The following is a 20,933-nucleotide window of genomic DNA, read 5'->3' as shown; positions in this document are numbered from 1 at the left end:
GGCTCTTCGCCGTCCGTGGGGCTGGATAGGGTGGACCCATCCCTATTCGGCTGTGGACCCAGGAGTGGACCATGAACGTTGTGACCCCGGTTGGCGGCGACAGCGTGGCGGACCTCTCCTGGCCCGGTGTGCTGAACGCCCTCCTGGAGAACCGTGACCAGAGCGCGGATGCCACCGCCTGGGCCATGGACCGCATCCTGAGCGGCGAGGCGACGAACGCGCAGATCGCCGGTTTCGCTGTCGCGCTGCGCGCCAAGGGCGAGACGGTCGAGGAGATCTCCGGCCTCGTACGGACCATGTACGAGCACGCCAATCTGATCGAGGTGCCGGGCCCCAGCGTCGACATCGTCGGTACCGGCGGTGACGGTGCCAGGACCGTGAACATCTCCACGATGTCCGCGATCGTCGTCGCGGGGACGGGCGCGAAGGTCGTCAAGCACGGAAACCGCGCCGCGTCGTCGGCGAGCGGTGCCTCGGACGTACTGGAGAAGCTCGGCGTCAATCTTGAGCTCACCCCGCAGCGGGTCGTGGAGGTCGCGGCCGAGGCCGGGATCACCTTCTGCTTCGCGGTGAAGTTCCACCCGGCGCTGCGGCATGTGGCGGCGGCCCGCAAGGAGCTGGGCATCCGCACCACGTTCAACTTCCTCGGCCCGCTCACCAACCCGGCGAAGGTGAAGGCCCAGGCCACCGGTGTCGCGGACGCCCGGATGGCGCCGATCCTGGCCGGAGTGCTGGCCGACCGAGGCTCGTCGGCGCTGGTCTTCCGGGGCGACGACGGCCTGGACGAGCTGACGACGACGGCGACGTCCCGGGTGTGGGTGGTACGGGACGGGGCCGTGCGCGAAGAGGCCTTCGACCCGCGGGACATCGGCATCGATCTGGTGCCGGTGGAGGCCCTGCGGGGCGCGGACGCCTCGTACAACGCCGATGTGGCGCGCCGGCTGCTCGCCGGTGAGACCGGGCCCGTACGGGACGCGGTGCTGCTCAACTCGGCGGCGGCGCTTGTCGCTCTCGCGCCGGGAGAGGGGTCGCTCGCCGAGCAGATTTCGGCCGGGATGGCGAAGGCGGCGGACTCGGTCGACTCGGGGGCGGCGAGGGCGGCGCTCGAGCGGTGGGTGGCCATCAGCAACGCGTAGGGGTTGAGGAAGGGTCCGGCCTGCCCGCCGGGCCCTTCCGCCGTCCCGGATTCCGGACACCTGGTTGCGCCCCCGCGATCAACTGGCATACTTCTCGGCAGGTCATGAGTGACAGCGATAAGGCCCCGGCTCGCTGTCCGGCAACCCTCCGTCCGTGGCGGGGTGCCCCGGGTGAAGACCAGGCCGTAGGCAGCGAGGTCTGCGGCAAGCGCGGACCCCTGCAAGCCCTGGGGTCCTGGTCCTCAAGGGAGCAGTCTCGTGAGCAAGCGAATGCGATAGGGCTGACCGGCCCCTTCTTCAGCAGACCCTCCGTGCGGCGATCGCCGTGACGTTTTGAGGGCAATCCCCGTACACAGAGCGGCCGTTCGGCCGTTGTGCGGGTCTTCGAAGCCATTCCGCCTTCCTGCCGGGAGATTCCGCCATGTCCGCATGCCCGAACGCCGCCGCCACGTCCACCGCTGTCGCCCCCTCCGAGTCCGAGCCCGCCTGTGCCGCGCCGCTGCCGGTGCTCGGCCGCGATGTGACCGTCCCGCTCGTCACCGGCGGCGAGGTCACCTACGCCGCCCTCGACTACGCGGCGAGCGCCCCCGCCCTCCAGCGGGTGTGGGACGACGTGGCCGCGTACGCCCCGTACTACGGCAGCGTGCACCGCGGCGCCGGGTACCTCTCGCAGCTGTCCACCGACCTCTTCGAGAACAGCCGCACGACGGTCGCCGAGTTCCTCGACTGCCGCGCCGGCGACCAGGTCGTCTTCACCCGCTCCACCACCGACTCGCTGAACCTGCTGGCGGCCGCGCTCCCCGCCGACTGCCAGGTCTTCGTCTTCGAGACCGAGCACCATGCCTCGCTGCTGCCGTGGCGCGACGCCCGGGTGACGTACCTGAACGCGCCGCGTACGCCGGCCGAGGCAGTCGGCACGCTGGAGCGCGCGCTCGCCGACCGTACCGCATCTGCTCAGGACGTCCACGGCCCGGCGCTGGTCTGCGTGACCGGCGCGTCCAATGTCACCGGTGAGCTGTGGCCGGTGAAGGAGCTGGCGGCCGCGGCCCATGCCCACGGCGCGCGGATCGTGCTCGACGCCGCCCAGCTGGCACCCCACCACCCGGTCTCCGTACAGGAGTTGGACGTCGACTGGGTCGCCTTCTCCGGGCACAAGCTGTACGCGCCGTTCGGCTCGGGCGTGCTGGCGGGCCGTTCGGACTGGCTGCAGGAGGCGGAGCCGTACCTCGCGGGCGGCGGCGCGTCGCGCAAGGTGGCCCGGCGTACGGACGGCGGCGTGGACGTCGACTGGCACACCACGGCCGCCCGCCACGAGGCCGGATCGCCGAACGTCATCGGTGTGTACTCCATCGCCTCCGCCTGCAAGGCACTCACCGAGGCCGGCTTCGACACGCTGGTCGCCCGTGAGCAGCGGCTGGTCGCCACGGTCCGTGCGGGCCTCGCCGAGGTGGAGCAGGTCAAGGTGCTCTCGCTCTTCGGGGACGACGCGCCGCGGGTGGGCGTCATCTCCTTCGTCGTCGAGGGCTGGAACAGCTCGCACTTCGCGGCCGCGCTCTCGGCGGAGTACGGCATCGGTGTACGGGACGGGCTCTTCTGCGCCCACCCGCTGGTGCGGACCCTGCTGGGCAGCGACTCGCAGGACCCGGGCGAGTGCGGCGCGCCGGAGGCGGAGCCGGGCGAGCCCTCGCTGAACGCGATCCGGGTCAGTTTCGGGGCGGGTACTCCGGACGAGCACGTGGAGCGTTTCGTACGGGCGGTCAAGGAGCTCGTCAGCGACGGCGCGAAGTGGAACTACCGCACGGAGGACGGCCGCTGCGTGCCGGCGGTGTGACCCCGGGGCTCCGGCCCCGGTCCCCGTGCGGCGCGTGCGTCTGCGCCTGCGGCGCTGTTCCTCCGTATGCGCTGCGCGCGTGTCCTCAATCGCCGGACGGGCTGAATGTGCGGCCCAGCCGCACCCCGGCACCCCCCGCTGGAGGCGCTAGGCGTCCAGGCCGATCGCGAACGCCGCCTCGAGGTCGTGCTGCGAGTACGTACGGAACGCCACATGCGTGTCCGTGCCCTCGACGCCCGGGATCCTGCTGATCGAGCCGGGGATCACATCCGCCAGGTCGTCGTGCTTGGCCACCCGCACCATGGCGATCAGGTCGTACGTACCGGTCACGGAGAAGACCTCGCTGACGCTGTCCAGCGCCGCGATCGACTCGGCGATCTCGGGGATGCGGTCCACGCTGGTCTTGATGAGCACGATCGCGGTGATCACGGTTGGCTTTCTCCCTCGGTGGCCGCTGCTTGGGCCTTCACTCTAGTCCCCTGCCGGAATCGTCCCCAGGCGTAGAGAAAGCCGGCCCCGAACCCCACCAGATGGGCGAGATACGCGACCCCCGGACCGCTGCCCGCGCCCTTTGCCGCCAGCCACTGCAGGACGAACCAGAAGATCAGCACGATCCAGGCGGGGAAGCGCAGCGGCAGGAAGAAGAGGAACGGGAAGAGACTGGTGACCCGGGCCTTCGGGAAGAGGTAGAGGAAGGCGCCGAGCACGCCCGAGATCGCCCCTGAGGCGCCCACCAGGGTCTGCTCGGAGCCGGCATTGGCCGCCGCGTAGGCGAGCAGCGCGACATAGCCGCAGCCCAGATAGAAGAGGCCGAACTCCAGCTGCCCCATCCGTTCCTCGGCCATCGCGCCGAAGACGTACAGAAAGAGCATGTTGCCCAGCAGGTGCAGCCAACTGCCGTGGACGAAGAGGGCGGTGAGGGGGGTGAGAAGGGCGCCGGGGGTGCTGCTCATCAGCTCGGCGGGGATCACGCCCCAGCGCTCGAAATACGTGCTCTGCGCGGTGAGCAGCGCGTCACCGGTGCCGTACACCGGGTTGAGGCCCGAGACGGGGCCGAGGACGAACGCCACACAGCAGACGGCGATCGTGCCGTATGTCACCGCAGGTCCCGAGGCCGCGCCACGGACCGCACCCCACCAACCGATCATGGACAGATCATGGCGTAGTGGGGCTGACCGGTACAGAGTGCCTCGCCGCGTCATCGGGTACCCGCGAGGCCGTAGGGTTACAGGCAGTACGTCCGCAGTTCGACGGCGCACAGCGGCACCCGCATCCGCATGACGAAAGAGGACGGCACGATGACGACGGTTCCCCCAGCGACGGCCGATACCCGCTGGCGCTGCACGCTCTGCGGCAACCTCACGCGCTTCGATGTCACCCGCTCCTCCAAGGTCGTCGAATACGTCCATCTGGACCTGGCCGGAGAGCCGAAGGTCGAGGAGCGCGAGGTGGTCAGTGAGACCATCGAGTCGGTGCGCTGCCGGTGGTGCAACGCGGTGGACCAGATCGAGCTGGTGGACAGGCCGGGCGCCGGTTCCTGAGGGAGCGGCCCGAAGGGCCCTGAACGGGTAGTGGGGTGACGGATTGTGGAGCAGCCTGCAAACGGCGCGGAGCCGGCCGGTGCGGCCGGTGACGCCGCCGAGGCGCTCGACCGCCCGCTGCCCGAAGGCGTACGGCGCCGGGTGGTGTCGCTGGTCTCGGACGCCTTCGGCGGTCTGACCGTCGGCGAACTCCCGGCGCAGCTGCGACAGTACGCCCGATTCACCCCGACTCGTCGCGCGAAGTTCGCGGGCAACGCGATGGCCGCCGCGCTGGAGAGCGACCCGGTCTTCCGGCAGCGCATCGGCGAGCGGCTCAGCCAGGCGCAGCCCGAACTGTCCGGGGCGCTGGAGGCCGGATCACCCCCCGCGGCCGCCGATCCCGTCGATGTGGCGGCCGCCGCCTATGTACTGCGGCCCGCCGGATGGGTGAAACTCGTCGCCGCCGCCGGCGAGGAGGCCCAGCGGGCCGACGCCGAGCGCGCCGACGAGGCGGGCAGGCGCGAGCTGGAGCGGCTGCGCGAGGAGCTCAGCGAGGCGCGCGGCCAGGTCAAGAGCGAGACCGAGCGGCTGCGTACGGAGCTGGAGACGGTCCGCAAGGAAGCCGAATCGCTGCGCCGCAAGCTGCGCAGCGCCCAGAGCGATGTGAAGCGCGGTGAGGCGTCCCTGCGCCGCAGGGACGCCGAGATCGAGTCGACCAGGTCGGAGGCCGCGGTCCAGCTGTCGGCGGCCGAGAGCGAGAGCCGGCGGCTCAAGGCGCGTCTCGGCGAGGCCGAGGCGTCCGTGGAGGCCGGCCGCCGGGCGGCCCGCGAGGGTCGCTCGATCGAGGACATGCGGCTGCGGCTGCTGCTCGACACGGTGCTCGACGCGGCTCAGGGGCTGCGCAGGGAGCTGGCGCTGCCGCCCGCGGGCATCCATCCCGCGGACACCGTCGACGCGGTCGAGCCGGGCCGGATGTCCCCCAAGGACATCGCGGCCCGTGCGCTTTCGGAGACCGATCCTGCCCTGCTCGACCAGCTGCTCGCACTGCCCCAGGCACATCTGGTGGTGGACGGCTACAACGTCACCAAGACCGGCTATCCGACGATGCCGTTGGAGAAGCAGCGGCTGCGGCTGCTCGGCGGTCTCTCGGTGCTCGCGGCGCAGACCGGCGCCGAGATCACCTGTGTCTTCGACGGCGCGGAGCTGGCGGCGCCGGTGCTGCTCGCACCGCCGCGCGGGGTGCGGGTGCTGTTCTCGAAGGCCGGTGTGACGGCCGACGAGCTGATCCGTCAGCTGGTCCGTGCGGAGCCGCCGGGCAGGCCCGTGGTGGTGGTCTCCACCGACCGCGAGGTCGCCGACGGAGTCGCGAAGGCGGGCGCCAGGCCGGTCGCGTCCGCTTTGTTGCTGAAGCGGCTTTCGCGCGTCTAATAACTACCGCGCCAAATGCCCGAATTGATGCTCTCTCTGACGGACGTTGTGTCAAGTGGTCACTACTGCGCGTGTGGTGTGTGTAAAGAATGCGCGCGGCAAGGCACTTTTTTCTCATCAGGATTTGAACTGATCACAAGAAGGTCACTAGGGTCGGGCCTCGAACCTTCGCGCGGTTGATCGCCCATCCGGGGTGACAGCGAAGGAACCGCCGAGTTCGTACAGTTCAGTCCCTTTTCCCCGGGGGACCTGAAGTGCGGACGCCGGGGCTTGAACCCCCCACAGCCCGGTAGGCGGCTCGAGGAAGAAGGAGCTCGCCTTCGTGGCGTCCCACCGTCGACCCAAGCAGCCGAGCCGCACCCGTGTGACCGTGCTCACCGCGACCGCCGCCGCGGCCGTAGCCCTGACCTCCCAGGCCGCCCAGGCCGACCCGGCGCCGAGCAAGAGCGAGGTCAAGGAGAAGGTCGACAAGCTCTACGAAGAGGCGGAGAAGGCCACCGAGAAGTACAACGGGGCCAAGGAGCAGCAGACGAAGCTCGACAAGCAGATCGACGCGCTCCAGGACAAGGTCGCCCGCGGTCAGGACGAGCTCAACACCCTGCGCGACGGTCTCGGTTCGGTGGCGAGCGCCCAGTACCGCTCCGGCGGCATCGACCCCGCCGTACAGCTCTTCCTCTCCGCCGACCCGGACAGCTACCTGGACAAGGCCTCCGCGCTGGACCAGCTCGGTGCCAAGCAGACCGAGGCGCTGACGGAGATCCAGGCCAAGCAGCGGACCCTCGCGCAGCAGCGCAAGGAGGCCCAGTCGAAGCTCGGTGACCTGGCGGACACCCGCAAGGAGCTCGGCGAGAAGAAGAAGGAAGTCCAGACCAAGCTGGTCGCCGCGCAGAAGCTGCTGAACTCGCTCACCGCGCAGGAGCGCGCCGCGCTCAGCGCCGACGAGTCCCGCGCCAACCGCGCCAGCTCGCGTGCGGACCTCGGCAACGCGGTTCCGGCCTCGCAGCGGGCGTCCGCCGCGTTCTCCGCGGCCCAGAGCAAGATCGGTTCGCCGTACGTCTACGGCGCCTCCGGTCCCAACTCCTTCGACTGCTCCGGGCTGACCTCCTGGGCGTACGCGCAGGCCGGTGTCTCCATACCGCGCACCTCCCAGTCGCAGGCCAACGCCGGCACCCGCATCTACTCGCAGAGCGCACTCCAGCAGGGCGACCTGGTCATCTTCTACGGCGACCAGCACCACGTCGGCTTCTACGCGGGCAACGGCCAGGTACTGCACGCCCCGAAGCCCGGTGCCAGCGTGCGCTACGAGTCGATCAACAACATGCCGTTCCAGTTCGGCGTGCGCATCTGACGCACCCTGAAGCGCAGCCGACCCGTCGTTCACGCCCGCCCAAACGGGCGAATTGGGTCAACTCCCGCTGACGTCGCGCCCCGCCGGTGACCTGTGGTCTCCGGCGGGGCGTCACTTTGCGTGCCCGGCACGGTCTTTGGCCGCTCCGTGTTCGCACGGCTACTGTCTGCCGCGCAACATCCCTCGTACAGCGGAAGGGAGCGCGGCCCGTGGCGTCCCATCGCCGACCCTCACAGTCCGGCCTCACTCAGAGCGCCCGGGTCACCGTCCTGTCCGCCGCGGCGGCAACGGCCGCTGCGGCCCTCGGCGCCGCACCGGCGAGCGCGGACCCGCGCGACGCCACGGAGGCGACCCGGGCCAATGTCGACCGGCTGTACGAGGAGGCCGAGCAGGCCACCGAGAACTTCAACAAGGCCGGTGAACGGGTGGGGCGGCTGCGCGAGCAGGTGGCGCAGGCGCAGGACAGCGCGGCCCGCGGCCAGGAGCGCATCAACCGGATGCGGGGAGCGCTCGGATCGGTGGCGGGCGCCCAGTACCGCTCGGGCGGCATGGACCCCGCGCTCGCCCTGCTGCTCTCCGAGGACCCGGACAGCTACCTCGACAAGGCCGCGACCCTGGACCGCATCAGCGAGCGGCAGACGAGGGCCCTGGAGGATCTCCGGCGGGCGCGGCGCAAGCTCGGCCAGGAGCGCGAGGAGGCCACAAGGGACCTCGCCGAGCTGGAACTCAGCCGGACCGCAGTCGCCCGCCACAAGCGCACTGTCGAGCGCAAACTCACCGAGGCGCAGCGGCTGCTGAACTCGCTGCCCTCCGAGGACCGCGCGGCCTTCGACCGGGTCTCCCGCTCCGGCCGCGGCTCGCTGCCCGAACTGTCCGGCCTCGCCCCCGCCTCCGCTCGTGCGGCGACCGCGGCAATGGCGGCCCGCAGTGCTGTCGGCCGCCCCTATGTGTGGGGCGCCAACGGGCCCTCCGGCTTCGACTGTTCGGGGCTGATGCAGTGGTCGTACGCGCAGGCGGGCGTCGGGCTGCCGCGCACCTCGCAGGCGCAGCGGTACGCGGGCAGGCAGGTCTCCCTGGCGGAGGCGCGCCCCGGCGATCTCGTGGCGTACCGCAGCGATGCCAGCCATATCGGGATGTACATGGGCAACGGCCAGGTGGTGCACGCCCCGTATCCCGGCGCGCCGGTGCGCTACGACCCGGTCGGCATGATGCCGGTCTCGTCGGTCACCCGCGTGTGACCGTACGATCGGCAGGATGGCTGGTCAAAGGCGCACAGCGGCGGCGATACGGTGCGCGGCGGGGCTCGGCCTCGCCGCGGCGCTGCTGGCATCCGGCTGCGCGTCCCCAAAGGCGTCCGACACCACCGCGCGGGACATCCGGCGGACGCTGGACGGGCGGGCCGCCGCCGTGCTCGGCCACGACCGGAGCGCCTATCTCGCGGCCCTCGCCCCCGAGGCCGCGAAGCTGCGGGCGACGCAGAGCAGGGAGTTCCAGAACCTCGCGGACATACCCCTGGAATCCTGGGAGTACCGGCTGGGGGATGTGCGGCGTCAGGGCAAGCGGGCCGTCGCCCAGGCCGAACTGCGCTACCGGATCGCCGGCTACGACACCGCGCCCGTGACCGTCTCCCGCACGCTGGAGCTCGGCGAACGCGACGGCCGGTGGTACGTGACCGCCGAGCGCGCGGGCAGGGGCGGCGCACAGCAGCTCTGGCAGCAGGGCGACGTCCAGGTCGTACGGGGCGGGCGAAGCCTCGTACTCGGCGTCGGCCAGGACCCGGTACGGCTGCGCGCGCTCGCGGCGACCGCCGACCGCGCAGTGCCCGCTGTGTCCGACGCCTGGCCCTCGAAGTGGGCGGGCCGCGTGGTCGTCCTCGCCCCCGCATCGCTGGACGCCATGGGGGCGCTGCTGGGTGCGGCCGCGGCCGGATACCGGGGGATCGCGGCGGTCACCACCGGCGAGACCGGGGCGCCGGGAACGGCGCCCGCGGACCGCGTGATCGTCAACCCCCAGGCGTACGCGGTACTCGGCGCCTTCGGCCAGGACACCGTGCTCACCCACGAGACCACCCATGTGGCCACCCGCGCCCACACGTCGGCGGCCACGCCGATGTGGCTGTCGGAGGGCTTCGCCGACTGGGTCGCCTACCGCGGCACGGGAAGTACGGCCGGCCGGATCGCCCCCGAACTCCAGCGGGCGGTACGGCTCGGTGACGTGCCGGCCACGCTGCCGGACGACAAGGACTTCGGCTTCGCGGGGGACGCGGGCCGGCTGGCGCGGGCGTACGAGGGCGGCTGGCTGGCGTGCGAGCTGATCGCCGCGCGCTGGGGCGAGGAGCGGCTGACGGGGTTCTACCGGGCCGTCGGAGAGGGGAAGCACCGGGCGGGCGCGGTGGAGAAGGCCATGAGCGATGTGCTGGGGACGACGCCGGAGGAGTTCACGATGCGGTGGCGGGAGTATCTGCGCGAGCGGCTGGGCGGCTGAGGCGGTTCGGCGGTCGGTTCGGCGGTCGGTTCGGCCCGACCGCCGGAGCGGGCGTCTGTGAGGCTCACGAGGAGAGCAGCGCGTTGTCGCGAGCCGGCCGAGCGGGCAGCAGCCCGCGGCGGCGGGGCTCGGTCACCGTTTGGCGCCACAGCCGCCCGCAGGCGGTCAGCGTCGCCGCGACCAGCAACCCGTTGCGTACGGCCAGCAGCAGCACGCCCAGCGGGTCGCTCGCCACCACATGCGCGAACCAGACGGGAAACTCCAGCATCGTCACCCCCGTGGCGGCCACCGCCAGCCACGCGGGCAGCGCCATCCGGCTGCCCCGGAAGGCGAGGCACGCGGCGGCCAGGCCCACCAGCCAGATCATGTACTGGGGGCTGATCACCCGGCTTGTCGTGGTGAACAGCAGCACGGCGGCGAAGGCCGCGTCGCACGGCGTGCTCGGCGCGAACCTCTTCGCCCGCAGCCGCCACACCGCCAGCCAGCCCATGGCGAGAGCGGTCAGGGCAAGGGCGAGCGTGGAGACGAGAGGGACATACGGGCCGAGGAACTCCACCGAGCCGTAGTTCAGCAGCACCTCGCCCTGCCAGCCGAAGTGGCGCGCGACATGGAAGACCAGCGCGCCCAGCGACTCGATCTCCGTGCCCCGGTCGCGCTGGAAGGTGAGGAACGCCAGCGCGCCCGGCATCGACGCGTTGAGCAGCAGCGTCAGCCCGGCCGTCGTCCCGGCGGCGGTGGCCCAGGAGCGGCGGGTGGCACGGCCGCGCGGGGTGCCCGCGAGCAGCAGCAGCGGCCACACCTTCAGCAGCGCGCCGAAACCCGCCAGCGCGCCCAGCGTGCGTGGATGGCGCGCGCCCGCGAGCAGCGCGGCGACGGCGACGGCGGTCACCATCAGGTCGTAGCGGGCGTACGCGGTCGGCCCGAGGAGCGTCACCCCCGTGACCCACACCCAGGTGCCGCGCTGCGACTTGCCGGGCCGCCCGCCCGCGTACCGCAGCAGCCCGAGGACGAGCGCGTCGCAGAGCAGTGCGAGGAAGGAGAAGGCGGCGGCGTAGCCGAGGAAGGGCAGCAGCGCGGGGGAGAGGATGGCGAGCGCGGCGGCGGGCGGGTACTGCCAGGTGACGTCGTCCAGCGGATACGTGCCGGTCTGCAGCACCTCGTACCAGCCCTGGTAGATCACCGAGACATCGGTGGTGACATCGGGGCCGGGGAAGGTGACGACCCTGAGGACGAAGAGCAGCAGTGCGGTCCTGGTGAGGAGCCACACCGCGACGGGGAGGCGTGTGCCGCCGCGGGGGAGGGGGAGCCGTGTGCCGCCCCCGGCGAGGGGGAGCCGTGCGCCGCCGCCGCTTGCGCTGCCCGCCATGAGCACCTCGTCCCTTTCATCCGGGATTGGGGGTGCCCATGATGCCGGGCGGGGGCTCGCCGGAGCGGTCAGGCAGGGCCGTTCGGTACTGTCGGCAGCGATGCACAAGACCTTGATCGTGACCAACGACTTCCCGCCCAGGCCCGGCGGCATCCAGGCGTTCCTGCACAACATGGCGCTGCGACTGGACCCCGGGCAGCTCGTCGTCTACGCCTCCACCTGGAAGCGGGGCCCCGAGGGCATCGAGGCGACCGCCGCGTTCGACGCCGAGCAGCCCTTCACCGTCGTACGGGACCGTACGACGATGCTGCTGCCGACCCCGCGCGTCACCCGAAGGGCGACCCAGCTGCTGCGCGAGCACGGCTGCGAGTCGGTGTGGTTCGGCGCGGCAGCGCCGCTCGGGCTGATGGCACCCGCCCTGCGCAAGGCGGGTGCGCGCCGGCTGGTGGCCACCACGCACGGCCATGAAGCGGGCTGGGCGCAGCTGCCCGCGTCCCGGCAACTGCTCCGCCGCATCGGCGAGGGCACGGACACGATCACCTATCTCGGTGAGTACACCCGCTCGCGCATCGCCGCCGCGCTGACCCCCCAGGCCGCCGGGCGCATGGTCCAACTGCCGCCCGGTGTCGACGAGAAGACCTTCCACCCGGCCTCGGGCGGGGACGTGGTCCGCAGCCGCCTCGGGCTGAGCAGTCGCCCGGTCGTGGTGTGCGTATCCCGGCTCGTGCCGCGCAAGGGGCAGGACACCCTGATCCGCGCGATGCCCGCCATCCTGGCGAGCGTGCCCGACGCCGTGCTGCTGATCGTGGGCGGTGGCCCGTACGAGAACGAGCTGCGGGGCCTCGCGGCCGCGACCGGGGTCGAGGGCTCCGTACGCTTCACCGGCGCCGTCCCCTGGGCGGAACTGCCCGCCCACTTCGGTGCGGGGGATGTCTTCGCGATGCCCTGCCGTACCCGAAGGGGAGGCTTGGACGTCGAGGGTCTCGGAATGGTGTATCTGGAGGCGTCGGCGACCGGACTGCCGGTCGTCGCGGGCGACTCGGGCGGCGCCCCCGACGCCGTACTCGACGGAGAGACGGGCTGGGTGGTCCGGGGCGGCTCCGCCGAGGAGTCCGCCGAGCGGATCGTCGCGCTGCTGGGCGACTCCGAGCTGCGCCGGCGGATGGGGGAGCGCGGCCGGGAGTGGGTCGAGGAGAAGTGGCGCTGGGACCTGCTGGCCGAGAGGCTTCGGACGCTTCTCTGAACTCCTGGGCCGTGTCCGACACCCGGCAGGATCGACCGGACAGGGCCTACGGCCACGCCAAGGGCTGTCCGGGGCTCCCGGATCCCCGCCGAGGACCCGGGAGCCGAACAGCGGCGGCGGTCAGCCTCGGTAGATCGCCTCGACCTCGTCGGCGAAGTCCTTCGCCACCACATTGCGCTTCAGCTTCAGCGAGGGGGTGATGTGTCCCGCCTCTTCGGTGAACTGGGAGCTCAGAATACGGAACTTCCGTACCGACTCCGCCTTGGAGACGGCCGCATTGCCGTCGTCCACCGCCTGCTGGACCTCCGCCAGCAGATCAACGTCGTCGCGCAGGGAAGCAGCTGTCGAACCGGCCGGCTTGCCGTGGTCCGAGGCCCAACGGCCCAGGAACTCCTCGTCGATGGTGACCAGCGCGCCCACGAACGGGCGTCCGTCGCCGACCACCATGCACTCCGCGACCAGCGCGTGCGCGCGGATGCGGTCCTCGATCACCGCGGGAGCGACGTTCTTGCCGCCGGCGGTGACGATGATCTCCTTCTTGCGCCCGGTGATGGCGAGGTAGCCGTCCTCGTCGAGGGTGCCGATGTCGCCGGTGTGGAACCAGCCGTCGGCCAGCGCCTCCGCCGTCGCCGCCTCGTTGTTCCAGTACCCCTGGAACAGGTGCTCGCCGTGCAGCAGCACCTCGCCGTCGTCCGCGATCCGTACCACCGAGCCCGGCAGCGGCTGACCGACCGTGCCGATCTTCTGCCGGTTCCAGGGGTTGAACGCGGTCGCCGCACACGACTCGGTGAGGCCGTAGCCCTCGAGCACCGTGAAGCCGATACCGCGGAAGAAGTGCCCGAGGCGCTCGCCCAGGGGAGCGCCGCCGGACACCGCGTACTCACCGCGGCCGCCCAGCACCGCACGCAGCTTGCTGAAGACGAGCCGGTCGAACACCTTGTGCTTGAACTTGAGCCCGATCGACGGGCCCTCGGGGGTGCCCAGCGCACGGCTGTAGGCGATCGCCGTCTGCGCGGCCTTGTCGAAGATCTTGCCCTTGCCGTCCGCCTGGGCCTTCGCGCGGGCCGAGTTGTAGACCTTCTCGAAGACGCGCGGCACACCGAGGATCAGAGTCGGCCGGAAGGAGGCGAGCTCATCGGTGAGGTTCTTGATGTCCGGTACGCAGCCGAGCTTGATCGGTGCCATCACGGCCGCGATCTCGACCATGCGGCCGAAGACGTGCGCGGCGGGGAGGAACAGCAGCACGGAGCTGTCGCCCGTACGGAACAGGGGTTTGAGGCGCTCGACGAGGTTGCCGCACTCCGCGAAGAAGCTGCGGTGGGTGAGCACACAGCCCTTGGGGCGGCCGGTCGTGCCCGAGGTGTAGACGATCGTCGCGGCGTCGTCCGCCTTGGCGCTCGCGCCGCGCTCCTCGACCGTCTCGTCGGTGACGTCGGCGCCGGCCGCGGTCAGTTGCTCGACCGCCCCCTGCTCGATCTGCCAGATGTGGCGCAGGCTGGGCAGTCTGTCGCGTACCGACTCGACGGCGGCGGCATGCGCCTCGCCTTCGACGACCACCGCGACCGCGCCCGAGTCACCGAGGATCCACTGGACCTGTTCGGCCGAGCTGGTCTCGTACACGGGGACGGTGACCGCGCCCGCGCTCCAGATGGCGAAGTCGAGCTGCACCCACTCGTAGCGGGTGCGGGACATCAGGGCGACCCGGTCGCCGGGCCGTACGCCGGCGGCGATCAGCCCCTTCGCAGCAGCCCGTACCTCGGCGAGGAACTGGGTGGCGGTGACGTCCGTCCAGACGCCTGCCACCTTTCTGCCCATCACTGCGACATCGGGATGCTGAGCGGCATTGCGGCGGATGAGATCCGTCAGGTTGCCGTCCGAAGGGACCTCGTACAGGGCCGGAAGGCTGAACTCGCGCAAGACTGCTGCTCCTCATCGGGCGCCGGCGCCACGGCTCTGTGTGATGCACCGGCTGCGGTCCAAGATCGGGCAGGTGCTCAGTGGGGTGAGCACGACTGGACTGCCCGGACGTTACCCACCAGTACTCGGTTCCCGATAGGGGGTTCCGGCCAGATGTTCGCTGCGTCACACGTGTATGGCAGTGCTTCGCGCAGAGTAGTCCACGCCTGTCACGACTCGGAAGAACGGCTGGTCCGCCCCCCTCTACCCAGCCGCAACGCAAGCGTCCTAGGGTGATCGCCATGCGAGGTATCCGAGTCAATGTGGTCAGTGACGTGCACGGCAACTCCAAGGATCTCGCTACCGCGGGCGACGGTGCCGACGCGCTCGTCTGTCTCGGTGACCTCGTGCTCTTCCTCGATTACGCCGACCACTCGCGCGGCATCTTCCCCGACCTCTTCGGCGTCGAGAACGCCCATCTGATCGTGGAACTGCGCACCGCCCGCCGCTTCGACGAGGCCCGCGAGCTGGGGCGCAGCCTCTGGGCCGGGCTCCAGGCGGACCGGGAGAGCGCCATCGAGTCGGCCGTAAGACGTCAGTACGCCGAGATGTTCGCGGTCTTCCCCACCCCGACGTACGCCACCTACGGCAATGTCGACATGCCGACCCTCTGGCCCGAGTACGCCCGCCCGGGCACCACCGTCCTGGACGGCGAACGCGTCGAGATCGGCGGCCGCGTCTTCGGCTTCGTCGGCGGCGGACTGCGTACCCCGATGAGTACCCCGTACGAGATCTCCGACGAGGAGTACGCGGCGAAGGTCGAAGCACTCGGGGACGTCGATGTGCTCTGCTCGCACATCCCGCCCGAGGTGCCCGAACTGACCTACGACACCGTCGCGCGCCGCTTCGAGCGCGGCAGCCGCGCACTCCTGGACGCGATCCGCCGTACCCGGCCCCGGTACGCGCTCTTCGGCCACGTCCACCAGCCGCTCGCCCGCCGGATGCGGGTCGGCGCGACGGAGTGCGTGAACGTCGGGCATTTCGCCTCGACCGGGCGGCCCTGGTCCCTGGAGTGGTGAGACCGGACCCCGGGATGGTGACCTGTCAGCTCGCGATAGCCTGCACACCACACCACACCACCCCCGGTCCGTACCGCACTGTGAGGAGCCGCAGCGATGGCGGAACACACCAGCTCGAGCATCACGATCGAGGCGGCGCCGGCCGACGTCATGGGCGTGATCTCCGACTTCACGCGCTACCCGGAGTGGACCGGCGAGGTGAAGGAGGCCGAGGTGCTCGCCACCGACGCCAAGGGCCGCGCCGAGCAGGTCCGGCTGGTGCTCGACGCCGGCGCGATCAAGGACGACCACACCCTGGCGTACACCTGGAACGGCGACAATGAGGTCAGCTGGACGCTGGTGAAGTCCCAGATGCTGCGCGCCATCGACGGCTCGTACACGCTCGCCGCGGTCGGCGGCGGTGACCGCACGGAGGTCACCTACCAGCTGACCGTCGACGTCAAGATCCCCATGCTCGGCATGATCAAGCGCAAGGCCGAGAAGGTCATCATCGACCGCGCTCTGGCCGGTCTGAAGAAGCGCGTCGAGAGCGGTCCCGCGGCCTGATGCGTACGGTCCTCGTCACCGGCCTGGGCGGCGCGGGCCGTACCACCGTCGCGGCGGCCACCGCACTCGCCGCAGCGAGGCGCGGCAAGCGCGCCCTCTTCCTCTCCGCCGAGCCCGCCGACGTCCTCGCCACCCCTGTCACCGGCCTGCCCGGCGCACCCGCCGAGGTGACGGCCGGGCTGTGGGCGGCCCGCATCGACTCCGCCGCCGACTTCCGCGCGGAGCTCCTCTCGCTCCAGGAGCGCAGCGCCACCGCACTCGATCTGCTCGGCGCGGAACGGCTGGAGGACGAGGAGCTGACCGAGCTCCCGGGCAGCGAACAGTTCGCCCTGCTGCGTGCGCTGAGGACTGCCGCGGACGGCGGCTGGGACGTGGTCGTCGTCGACATGCCGCCCCTGCGCGAGACCATCGCCCTGCTCGCGCTGCCCGAGCAACTGCGCCGCTATCTGCGCCGGCTGCTGCCGCCCGAGCGCCAGGCCGCCCGCGCGCTGCGTCCGATGCTCGCCCAGCTCGCGGGCGTACCGATGCCCGCGCAGTGGCTGTACGAGACCGCCGGCCGCTGGGAGGCGGAACTGGCAGCCGTCCAGGCGCTGATCGAAGCCGGCACCACGACCCTGCGGGTGGTCGCCGAGCCCGGACCCGCGGCCGCCGACGCCCTGCGCACCGCACGCACCGGGTTCGCGCTGCACGGACTGCGCGTCGACGCCCTTCTCGCGAACCGGATGCTGCCGCCCGCATCGGCGGACACCTGGCTCGCCACCCTCTCCGCACAGCAGGAGAAGTGCCTGGCCGAGTGGTACGGGCAGTGGGCCCCCGGGACCTCCCTCTGCGAGGTGCGCCATCTCGGCAGGGACCCCCGCGGCCTCGCCGACCTCGCGCTCCTCGATACCGGGCCCGGCTGTGAGACCGGCCGGCAGCGCGAGGAGCGGGCCGACGACATCTGGCAGCAGGTCGAGGACCGGCGCGCCGAGGACGGTGTCCTTCTGTGGCGACTGAGCCTGCCCGGCGCCGTCAAGGAGGATCTCGGTCTCGTACGCCGCGGAGCTGAACTGCTGCTCACCGTCGGCCCGTTCCGCAGGATCGTTCCCCTGCCGTCGGCGCTGCGCCGCTGCACGGTATCGGGCGCGGGCCTCACGGACGGCGTACTCAGTGTCCGCTTCACACCGGACCCCGGGCTGTGGCCGCGCACAGGCTGAACGTCCTGCCTCCATTCGGGTAACGTCGAGCGTACGAGCCCGCAGAACCGCGGTCCTTTCACGTCCTTCCGCAGGAGTACGCCATGAGCGATGCCACCGAGCGTCCCACCGTCGACGCCGATGCCTGGGCGAAGGCGTGCGCCGAGGATCTTGAGGCGGAGAAGGCCCGCCGCCGTACCCAGTACGGGCCGGAGCCCGGCTCCGCCGGCGAGGAGCTGCGCAAGCTGCTCGACGCGGTCGCCGACAAGGTCTCCTCGTTCCAGACCTCGCTGCCCGGCATGGCCGCGCAGAGCGCCGTATCGCAGCTCGTCAACCAGGCGAAGTCCGCCGTCGAGCCGGTCATCGAGCGCAACCCGCAGATCTTCGACCACCTCGCGGCGGCCGGCAGCGAGCTGCTCGCCGCCTATCGATCCGCGGTCGAGGGGCACGAGCGACGCTGGACCCAGGGTCCGACCGACTCGGGCAACGAGCCCAGGGACGGGTTCAAGGACGCCACGGACCCCCGTGACGAGGGCCCCGGGGCGAGCGAGCACATCGACCTGGACTGACAGGACCCGTGCCCGCCCTCGGGTACCGTTGGCCGTAGCGGGGCTCGACCGAATACTGAGGGACACATGGGACTCACCATCGGCGTCGACATCGGCGGCACGAAGATCGCGGCGGGCGTGGTCGACGAAGAGGGCACCATTCTCGAGACGTACAAGGTGCCGACCCCGTCGACCCCCGAGGCCATCGTCGACGCGATCTGCGCAGCCGTCGCCGGGGCCGGCGAGGGGCACGACATCGAGGCCGTCGGCATCGGCGCCGCCGGATACGTCGACGACAAGCGCGCCACCGTGCTGTTCGCTCCGAACATCGACTGGCGCCACGAGCCGCTGAAGGACAAGGTCGAGCAGCGCGTCGGGATGCCGGTCGTCGTGGAGAACGACGCCAACGCGGCGGCCTGGGGCGAGTACCGCTTCGGCGCAGGCCAGGGCCACGAGGACGTCATCTGCATCACGCTCGGCACCGGGCTCGGCGGCGGCATCATCATCGGGAACAAGCTGCGCCGCGGACGCTTCGGTGTGGCCGCGGAGTTCGGCCACATCCGGGTGGTCCCGGACGGTCTGCTGTGCGGTTGCGGCAGCCAGGGCTGCTGGGAGCAGTACGCCTCCGGGCGCGCCCTCGTCCGGTACGCGAAGCAGCGCGCCAACGCCACCCCGGAGAACGCGCAGATCCTTCTCGGCCTCGGCGACGGCACGGTCGAGGGCATCGAGGGCAAGCACATCAGCGAGGCCGCCCGGCAGGGCGACCCGGTCGCGGTCGACTCCTTCCGCGAGCTCGCGCGTTGGGCGGGCGCGGGCCTGGCCGACCTGGCGTCGCTCTTCGACCCGTCGGCGTTCATCGTGGGCGGCGGCGTCTCGGACGAGGGCGAGCTGGTCCTGGACCCGATCCGGAACTCCTTCCGCCGCTGGCTGATCGGTGGCCAGTGGCGGCCGCACGCGCAGGTGCTCGCGGCACAGCTGGGCGGCAAGGCGGGCCTGGTGGGCGCGGCGGACCTGGCGCGCCAGGGCTAGCTTCCCTCTGTGTTCTGTCCTCAATAGCCGGGCGGGCTATTCAGCCCGTCCGGCTATTGAGGACCGGGGTCCGGGGCGGAGCCCCGGAAAGACCCGCGCCCGGCGTATCTTGCTGCGCATGGTGATCACCGCACTCCCCAACTCTCGCACCGAGCCGGACGGTTCGGCTGTGGTCCGGGTGCTCAGCTACAACATCCGCTCCATGCGCGACGACGAGGACGCGCTGGCCCGGGTCATCCGCGCCTGCGAGCCCGACCTGGTCTTCGTCCAGGAGGCCCCGCGCTTCTTCCGCTGGCGCAAACACGCCGCCCGGCTCGCGGCCAAGAGTGAGCTCGTCGTGCTGACCGGGGGCGCGACCGCGACCGGGCCGCTGCTGCTCTGTTCGCTGCGCGCGACCGTGGAGCGTACGGAGGATGTGCTGCTGCCGCGCACCCCCGGCCTGCACCGGCGGGGCTTCGCGACGGCGGTCGTACGGATCGGGGGCGCCCGGATCGGGCTGCTCAGCTGCCATCTGAGCCTGCAGTCCAACGAGCGCTACGCACAGGCCGGGATGCTGCTGGAGAGGCTGGCCGCGATGGACGTGCCGTACGCGATCACGGCCGGCGACCTCAATGACCGGCCCACCGGGCGCAGCTTCCGCCGGCTGTCGGAACAGCTCCAGGACTGCTGGGCGGTCGCGCCGTGGGGCGGTGAGTACACCTCGACACCCGACGACCCGCACCAGAGGATCGACGCGATCTTCGCGACGAAGGGCGTCGAAGTGCTGGGCTGCGGCGTGCCGCTGGACCTCCCGGGCATCACCCGGTCCGACGTGCGCGCGGCGACGGACCACCTTCCGGTGCTGGCAGCGCTGCGCGTCCCCGCGAGCTGAACCAAGCGCGATCGCGCGCCTGGACCACCGTGCCTGGACCACCGTGCCTGGACCGCCGTGCTCACACCGCCGTGCTCACACCACCGCGCCGCGGCCCGGGTCGTCGTCCTCGTCGTCGTCGCCGTGCGACATCCGGGCCACCAGGGTCACGAAGCCCCCCAGGAAGCCGCCGACGCACAGCGTCGTCAGCCACCACGTCATGTCCCACTGCAACAGCACCGCGATCAGCATCAGCACCGGACCGCCGACGACCGCGAGCCAGGCGAACCTGGCCGTGACATCCGCGTCCGGCAGCGGCGGCGGCTCCGGCGGTACGAAGTGGCCCTCGTCGCTCTCGTCGAGGTCGTCGTCCTTCGGCTCGGGTACCTCGTAGTCGCGCGGGCCGCCGACCCCGGGCGCGAAGGTGATGGAGCTGCCCAGCGCGGGCCTGTCCGCATCGGGGTCGGGCTCGGGCTCCACCCCGGGCGCCTTGTCCTTCGGAGTTTCGTTCATCCCGCCCTCGAGCACGGCGAGATCCTCCACCGACTTGAACGGCTTGGCTCCCGGTGGGTCCTTCGGCTCGTCGCCGTACCCCGCGACGATGGCCGCCCACGCGGCCTCCTCGTCGATCGGCTGCGGCTCGCGGTCCGCATCGTGCTGCTCAGCCACCGGTCGTGCTCCCCTTCTTCCCGACACTCGGAGCGAGCCGGCCGATGAACGCGTAACTCTCCTCGAAAATCCGCTCCGCATCGTGGTCCAACGTCGCCACGTGGTAGCTCTGTTCCAGCAGGATCTCGGAAACATCCGTGGAGGAGACCCGGCTGAGGATCCGCGCCGAGTCGGCGGGCGGCACCACATGGTCCTGCGGGCTGTGCAGCAGCACCATCGGCTGGGTGACCTGCGGAAGCTCGCCGTCGACCAGCCGGAAGAATTTCCGCAGGGAGTGCGCGGAGTGCAGCGGGACCCGCTCGTACCCGACCTCCTCCGAGCCCTCCTTGGCGATGTCGCTCGTCAGACCCTTGGTCGTCCGCACGAAGTGGCGGGCGACCGGCAGGGCGTACGCGGAGAGGCCGTGCACCTTGTTCGCCGGGTTGACCACGACGATTCCGCTGATCGCGTCCCCGTGCTTGGCGGCGAGCCGCAGGGTGAGCGCCCCGCCCATCGAGAGCCCGAAGACGAAGATCTGGCTGCACCGCTCCCGCAGCACCCGCAGCTCGCGGTCCACCTCCGCGTACCAGTCCTGCCAGCCGGTGAGCTGCATGTCCTGCCAGCGCGTGCCGTGTCCGGGCAGCAGCGGCAGCGACACCGTGAGACCGCGCTCCGCCAGATACTCGGCCCAAGGGCGCAGCGACTGCGGGGAACCGGTGAATCCGTGACAGAGAAGGACGCCGACCTCTCCGCCTTCGTGGCGGTACGGCTCGGCTCCAGGGAGGACCGGCACCGGGGTCTCCTGT

At 71.3% G+C, this 20,933-nt stretch carries 20 protein-coding genes and 1 riboswitch; of the genes, 14 read left to right on the top strand and 6 right to left on the bottom strand.

Features of this window, described 5'->3' with window-relative positions:
* The first annotated feature begins 71 nt into the window (after window positions 1-71).
* A complete protein-coding gene (gene trpD, locus SLUN_RS10535; RefSeq protein WP_108148241.1) occupies window positions 72-1,136 on the top strand; it encodes an anthranilate phosphoribosyltransferase in 1,065 nt (354 codons plus the stop codon).
* Between the two features lie 100 nt (window positions 1,137-1,236).
* A riboswitch (SAM riboswitch) is annotated at window positions 1,237-1,353 on the top strand.
* A gap of 204 nt (window positions 1,354-1,557) precedes the next feature.
* Window positions 1,558-2,967 carry an aminotransferase class V-fold PLP-dependent enzyme gene (locus SLUN_RS10530; RefSeq protein ID WP_175313171.1) on the top strand — a complete coding sequence of 470 codons (1,410 nt, stop codon included), beginning with the start codon at window positions 1,558-1,560 and terminating at the stop codon, window positions 2,965-2,967.
* Between the two features lie 147 nt (window positions 2,968-3,114).
* Here the strand turns inward: SLUN_RS10530 and SLUN_RS10525 are convergent, their stop codons facing one another.
* Both SLUN_RS10525 and SLUN_RS10520 read right to left on the bottom strand, forming a co-directional pair.
* Window positions 3,115-3,396 carry an Lrp/AsnC family transcriptional regulator gene (locus SLUN_RS10525; RefSeq protein WP_108148240.1) on the bottom strand — a complete coding sequence of 94 codons (282 nt, stop codon included), beginning with the start codon at window positions 3,394-3,396 and terminating at the stop codon, window positions 3,115-3,117.
* A complete protein-coding gene (locus SLUN_RS10520) occupies window positions 3,393-4,115 on the bottom strand; it encodes a rhomboid family intramembrane serine protease (RefSeq protein WP_108148239.1) in 723 nt (240 codons plus the stop codon). Before SLUN_RS10520 ends, SLUN_RS10525 begins: the two co-directional genes overlap by 4 nt.
* A 150-nt stretch (window positions 4,116-4,265) precedes the next feature.
* Here SLUN_RS10520 and SLUN_RS10515 point away from each other — a divergent pair, with 150 nt between their 5' ends.
* The 5 genes from SLUN_RS10515 (at window position 4,266) to SLUN_RS10495 (ending at window position 9,747) form a co-directional block, all read left to right on the top strand.
* Window positions 4,266-4,508, top strand: a complete 243-nt coding sequence (locus SLUN_RS10515; protein ID WP_108148238.1) for a hypothetical protein — start codon at window positions 4,266-4,268, stop codon at window positions 4,506-4,508.
* 45 nt (window positions 4,509-4,553) lie between these two features.
* Window positions 4,554-5,915, top strand: coding sequence for an NYN domain-containing protein (locus SLUN_RS10510; protein ID WP_108148237.1), 1,362 nt, complete (start codon window positions 4,554-4,556; stop codon window positions 5,913-5,915).
* Between the two features lie 322 nt (window positions 5,916-6,237).
* Window positions 6,238-7,263 (top strand): C40 family peptidase, encoded by a 1,026-nt coding sequence (locus SLUN_RS10505; protein ID WP_108148236.1) that lies wholly within the window; start codon window positions 6,238-6,240, stop codon window positions 7,261-7,263.
* A gap of 209 nt (window positions 7,264-7,472) precedes the next feature.
* Window positions 7,473-8,501, top strand: coding sequence for a C40 family peptidase (locus SLUN_RS10500; RefSeq protein ID WP_108148235.1), 1,029 nt, complete (start codon window positions 7,473-7,475; stop codon window positions 8,499-8,501).
* Window positions 8,502-8,517: 16 nt separating this feature from the next.
* Window positions 8,518-9,747: a hypothetical protein gene (locus SLUN_RS10495; RefSeq protein WP_108148234.1), complete on the top strand. Its 1,230-nt coding sequence runs from the start codon at window positions 8,518-8,520 to the stop codon at window positions 9,745-9,747.
* Window positions 9,748-9,811: 64 nt separating this feature from the next.
* Here SLUN_RS10495 and SLUN_RS10490 read toward each other — a convergent pair whose 3' ends face one another.
* On the bottom strand, window positions 9,812-11,113 hold the full coding sequence (locus SLUN_RS10490; RefSeq protein WP_108154651.1) for a glycosyltransferase 87 family protein: 1,302 nt from the start codon (window positions 11,111-11,113) through the stop codon (window positions 9,812-9,814).
* Window positions 11,114-11,213: 100 nt separating this feature from the next.
* On the opposite strand from SLUN_RS10490, the gene SLUN_RS10485 reads away from it, so the two are divergent.
* Complete coding sequence (locus SLUN_RS10485; RefSeq protein WP_108148233.1) at window positions 11,214-12,356, top strand: glycosyltransferase family 4 protein; 1,143 nt, start codon at window positions 11,214-11,216, stop codon at window positions 12,354-12,356.
* A 120-nt stretch (window positions 12,357-12,476) separates the two neighbouring features.
* Here SLUN_RS10485 and SLUN_RS10480 read toward each other — a convergent pair whose 3' ends face one another.
* Complete coding sequence (locus tag SLUN_RS10480) at window positions 12,477-14,273, bottom strand: AMP-dependent synthetase/ligase (RefSeq protein WP_108148232.1); 1,797 nt, start codon at window positions 14,271-14,273, stop codon at window positions 12,477-12,479.
* Between the two features lie 281 nt (window positions 14,274-14,554).
* Here SLUN_RS10480 and SLUN_RS10475 point away from each other — a divergent pair, with 281 nt between their 5' ends.
* The 6 genes from SLUN_RS10475 (at window position 14,555) to SLUN_RS10450 (ending at window position 19,500) form a co-directional block, all read left to right on the top strand.
* Complete coding sequence (locus SLUN_RS10475; RefSeq protein WP_108154650.1) at window positions 14,555-15,331, top strand: metallophosphoesterase family protein; 777 nt, start codon at window positions 14,555-14,557, stop codon at window positions 15,329-15,331.
* 96 nt (window positions 15,332-15,427) lie between these two features.
* Window positions 15,428-15,877, top strand: coding sequence for an SRPBCC family protein (locus SLUN_RS10470; protein WP_108148231.1), 450 nt, complete (start codon window positions 15,428-15,430; stop codon window positions 15,875-15,877).
* Window positions 15,877-17,073 (top strand): ArsA family ATPase, encoded by a 1,197-nt coding sequence (locus SLUN_RS10465; RefSeq protein ID WP_108148230.1) that lies wholly within the window; start codon window positions 15,877-15,879, stop codon window positions 17,071-17,073. Before SLUN_RS10470 ends, SLUN_RS10465 begins: the two co-directional genes overlap by 1 nt.
* Window positions 17,074-17,156: 83 nt before the next feature.
* On the top strand, window positions 17,157-17,621 hold the full coding sequence (locus SLUN_RS10460) for a DUF5304 domain-containing protein (RefSeq protein WP_108148229.1): 465 nt from the start codon (window positions 17,157-17,159) through the stop codon (window positions 17,619-17,621).
* A gap of 66 nt (window positions 17,622-17,687) precedes the next feature.
* Window positions 17,688-18,629: an ROK family glucokinase gene (locus SLUN_RS10455; RefSeq protein ID WP_108148228.1), complete on the top strand. Its 942-nt coding sequence runs from the start codon at window positions 17,688-17,690 to the stop codon at window positions 18,627-18,629.
* A gap of 118 nt (window positions 18,630-18,747) precedes the next feature.
* Window positions 18,748-19,500, top strand: coding sequence for an endonuclease/exonuclease/phosphatase family protein (locus tag SLUN_RS10450; RefSeq protein WP_108148227.1), 753 nt, complete (start codon window positions 18,748-18,750; stop codon window positions 19,498-19,500).
* A gap of 75 nt (window positions 19,501-19,575) precedes the next feature.
* On the opposite strand, the gene SLUN_RS10445 is transcribed toward SLUN_RS10450, so the two are convergent.
* On the bottom strand, window positions 19,576-20,148 hold the full coding sequence (locus SLUN_RS10445) for a hypothetical protein (RefSeq protein WP_108148226.1): 573 nt from the start codon (window positions 20,146-20,148) through the stop codon (window positions 19,576-19,578).
* Window positions 20,141-20,920, bottom strand: a complete 780-nt coding sequence (locus SLUN_RS10440) for an alpha/beta hydrolase (RefSeq protein WP_108148225.1) — start codon at window positions 20,918-20,920, stop codon at window positions 20,141-20,143. Before SLUN_RS10440 ends, SLUN_RS10445 begins: the two co-directional genes overlap by 8 nt.
* Window positions 20,921-20,933 lie beyond the last annotated feature (13 nt).

Origin of the sequence: Streptomyces lunaelactis (assembly GCF_003054555.1) — a bacterium.
In the GTDB taxonomy this organism is placed as follows: domain Bacteria; phylum Actinomycetota; class Actinomycetes; order Streptomycetales; family Streptomycetaceae; genus Streptomyces; species Streptomyces lunaelactis.
Note: the sequence above shows the minus strand (reverse complement) of the source record. Positions and strands in the feature narration are given on the sequence as shown.

Bases quoted from the DNA above. Each gene is read 5' to 3' on its own strand.
- SLUN_RS10485 (WP_108148233.1), top strand. From the start codon at position 11,214: ATGCACAAGACCTTGATCGTGACCAACGACTTCCCGCCCAGGCCCGGC.
- SLUN_RS10475 (WP_108154650.1), top strand. From the start codon at position 14,555: ATGCGAGGTATCCGAGTCAATGTGGTCAGTGACGTGCACGGCAACTCC.
- SLUN_RS10455 (WP_108148228.1), top strand. From the start codon at position 17,688: ATGGGACTCACCATCGGCGTCGACATCGGCGGCACGAAGATCGCGGCG.
- SLUN_RS10530 (WP_175313171.1), top strand. From the start codon at position 1,558: ATGTCCGCATGCCCGAACGCCGCCGCCACGTCCACCGCTGTCGCCCCC.
- SLUN_RS10495 (WP_108148234.1), top strand. From the start codon at position 8,518: ATGGCTGGTCAAAGGCGCACAGCGGCGGCGATACGGTGCGCGGCGGGG.
- trpD (WP_108148241.1), top strand. From the start codon at position 72: ATGAACGTTGTGACCCCGGTTGGCGGCGACAGCGTGGCGGACCTCTCC.
- SLUN_RS10465 (WP_108148230.1), top strand. From the start codon at position 15,877: ATGCGTACGGTCCTCGTCACCGGCCTGGGCGGCGCGGGCCGTACCACC.
- SLUN_RS10460 (WP_108148229.1), top strand. From the start codon at position 17,157: ATGAGCGATGCCACCGAGCGTCCCACCGTCGACGCCGATGCCTGGGCG.
- SLUN_RS10520 (WP_108148239.1), bottom strand. From the start codon at position 4,115: ATGATCGGTTGGTGGGGTGCGGTCCGTGGCGCGGCCTCGGGACCTGCG.
- SLUN_RS10470 (WP_108148231.1), top strand. From the start codon at position 15,428: ATGGCGGAACACACCAGCTCGAGCATCACGATCGAGGCGGCGCCGGCC.
- SLUN_RS10490 (WP_108154651.1), bottom strand. From the start codon at position 11,113: ATGGCGGGCAGCGCAAGCGGCGGCGGCGCACGGCTCCCCCTCGCCGGG.
- SLUN_RS10515 (WP_108148238.1), top strand. From the start codon at position 4,266: ATGACGACGGTTCCCCCAGCGACGGCCGATACCCGCTGGCGCTGCACG.
- SLUN_RS10450 (WP_108148227.1), top strand. From the start codon at position 18,748: ATGGTGATCACCGCACTCCCCAACTCTCGCACCGAGCCGGACGGTTCG.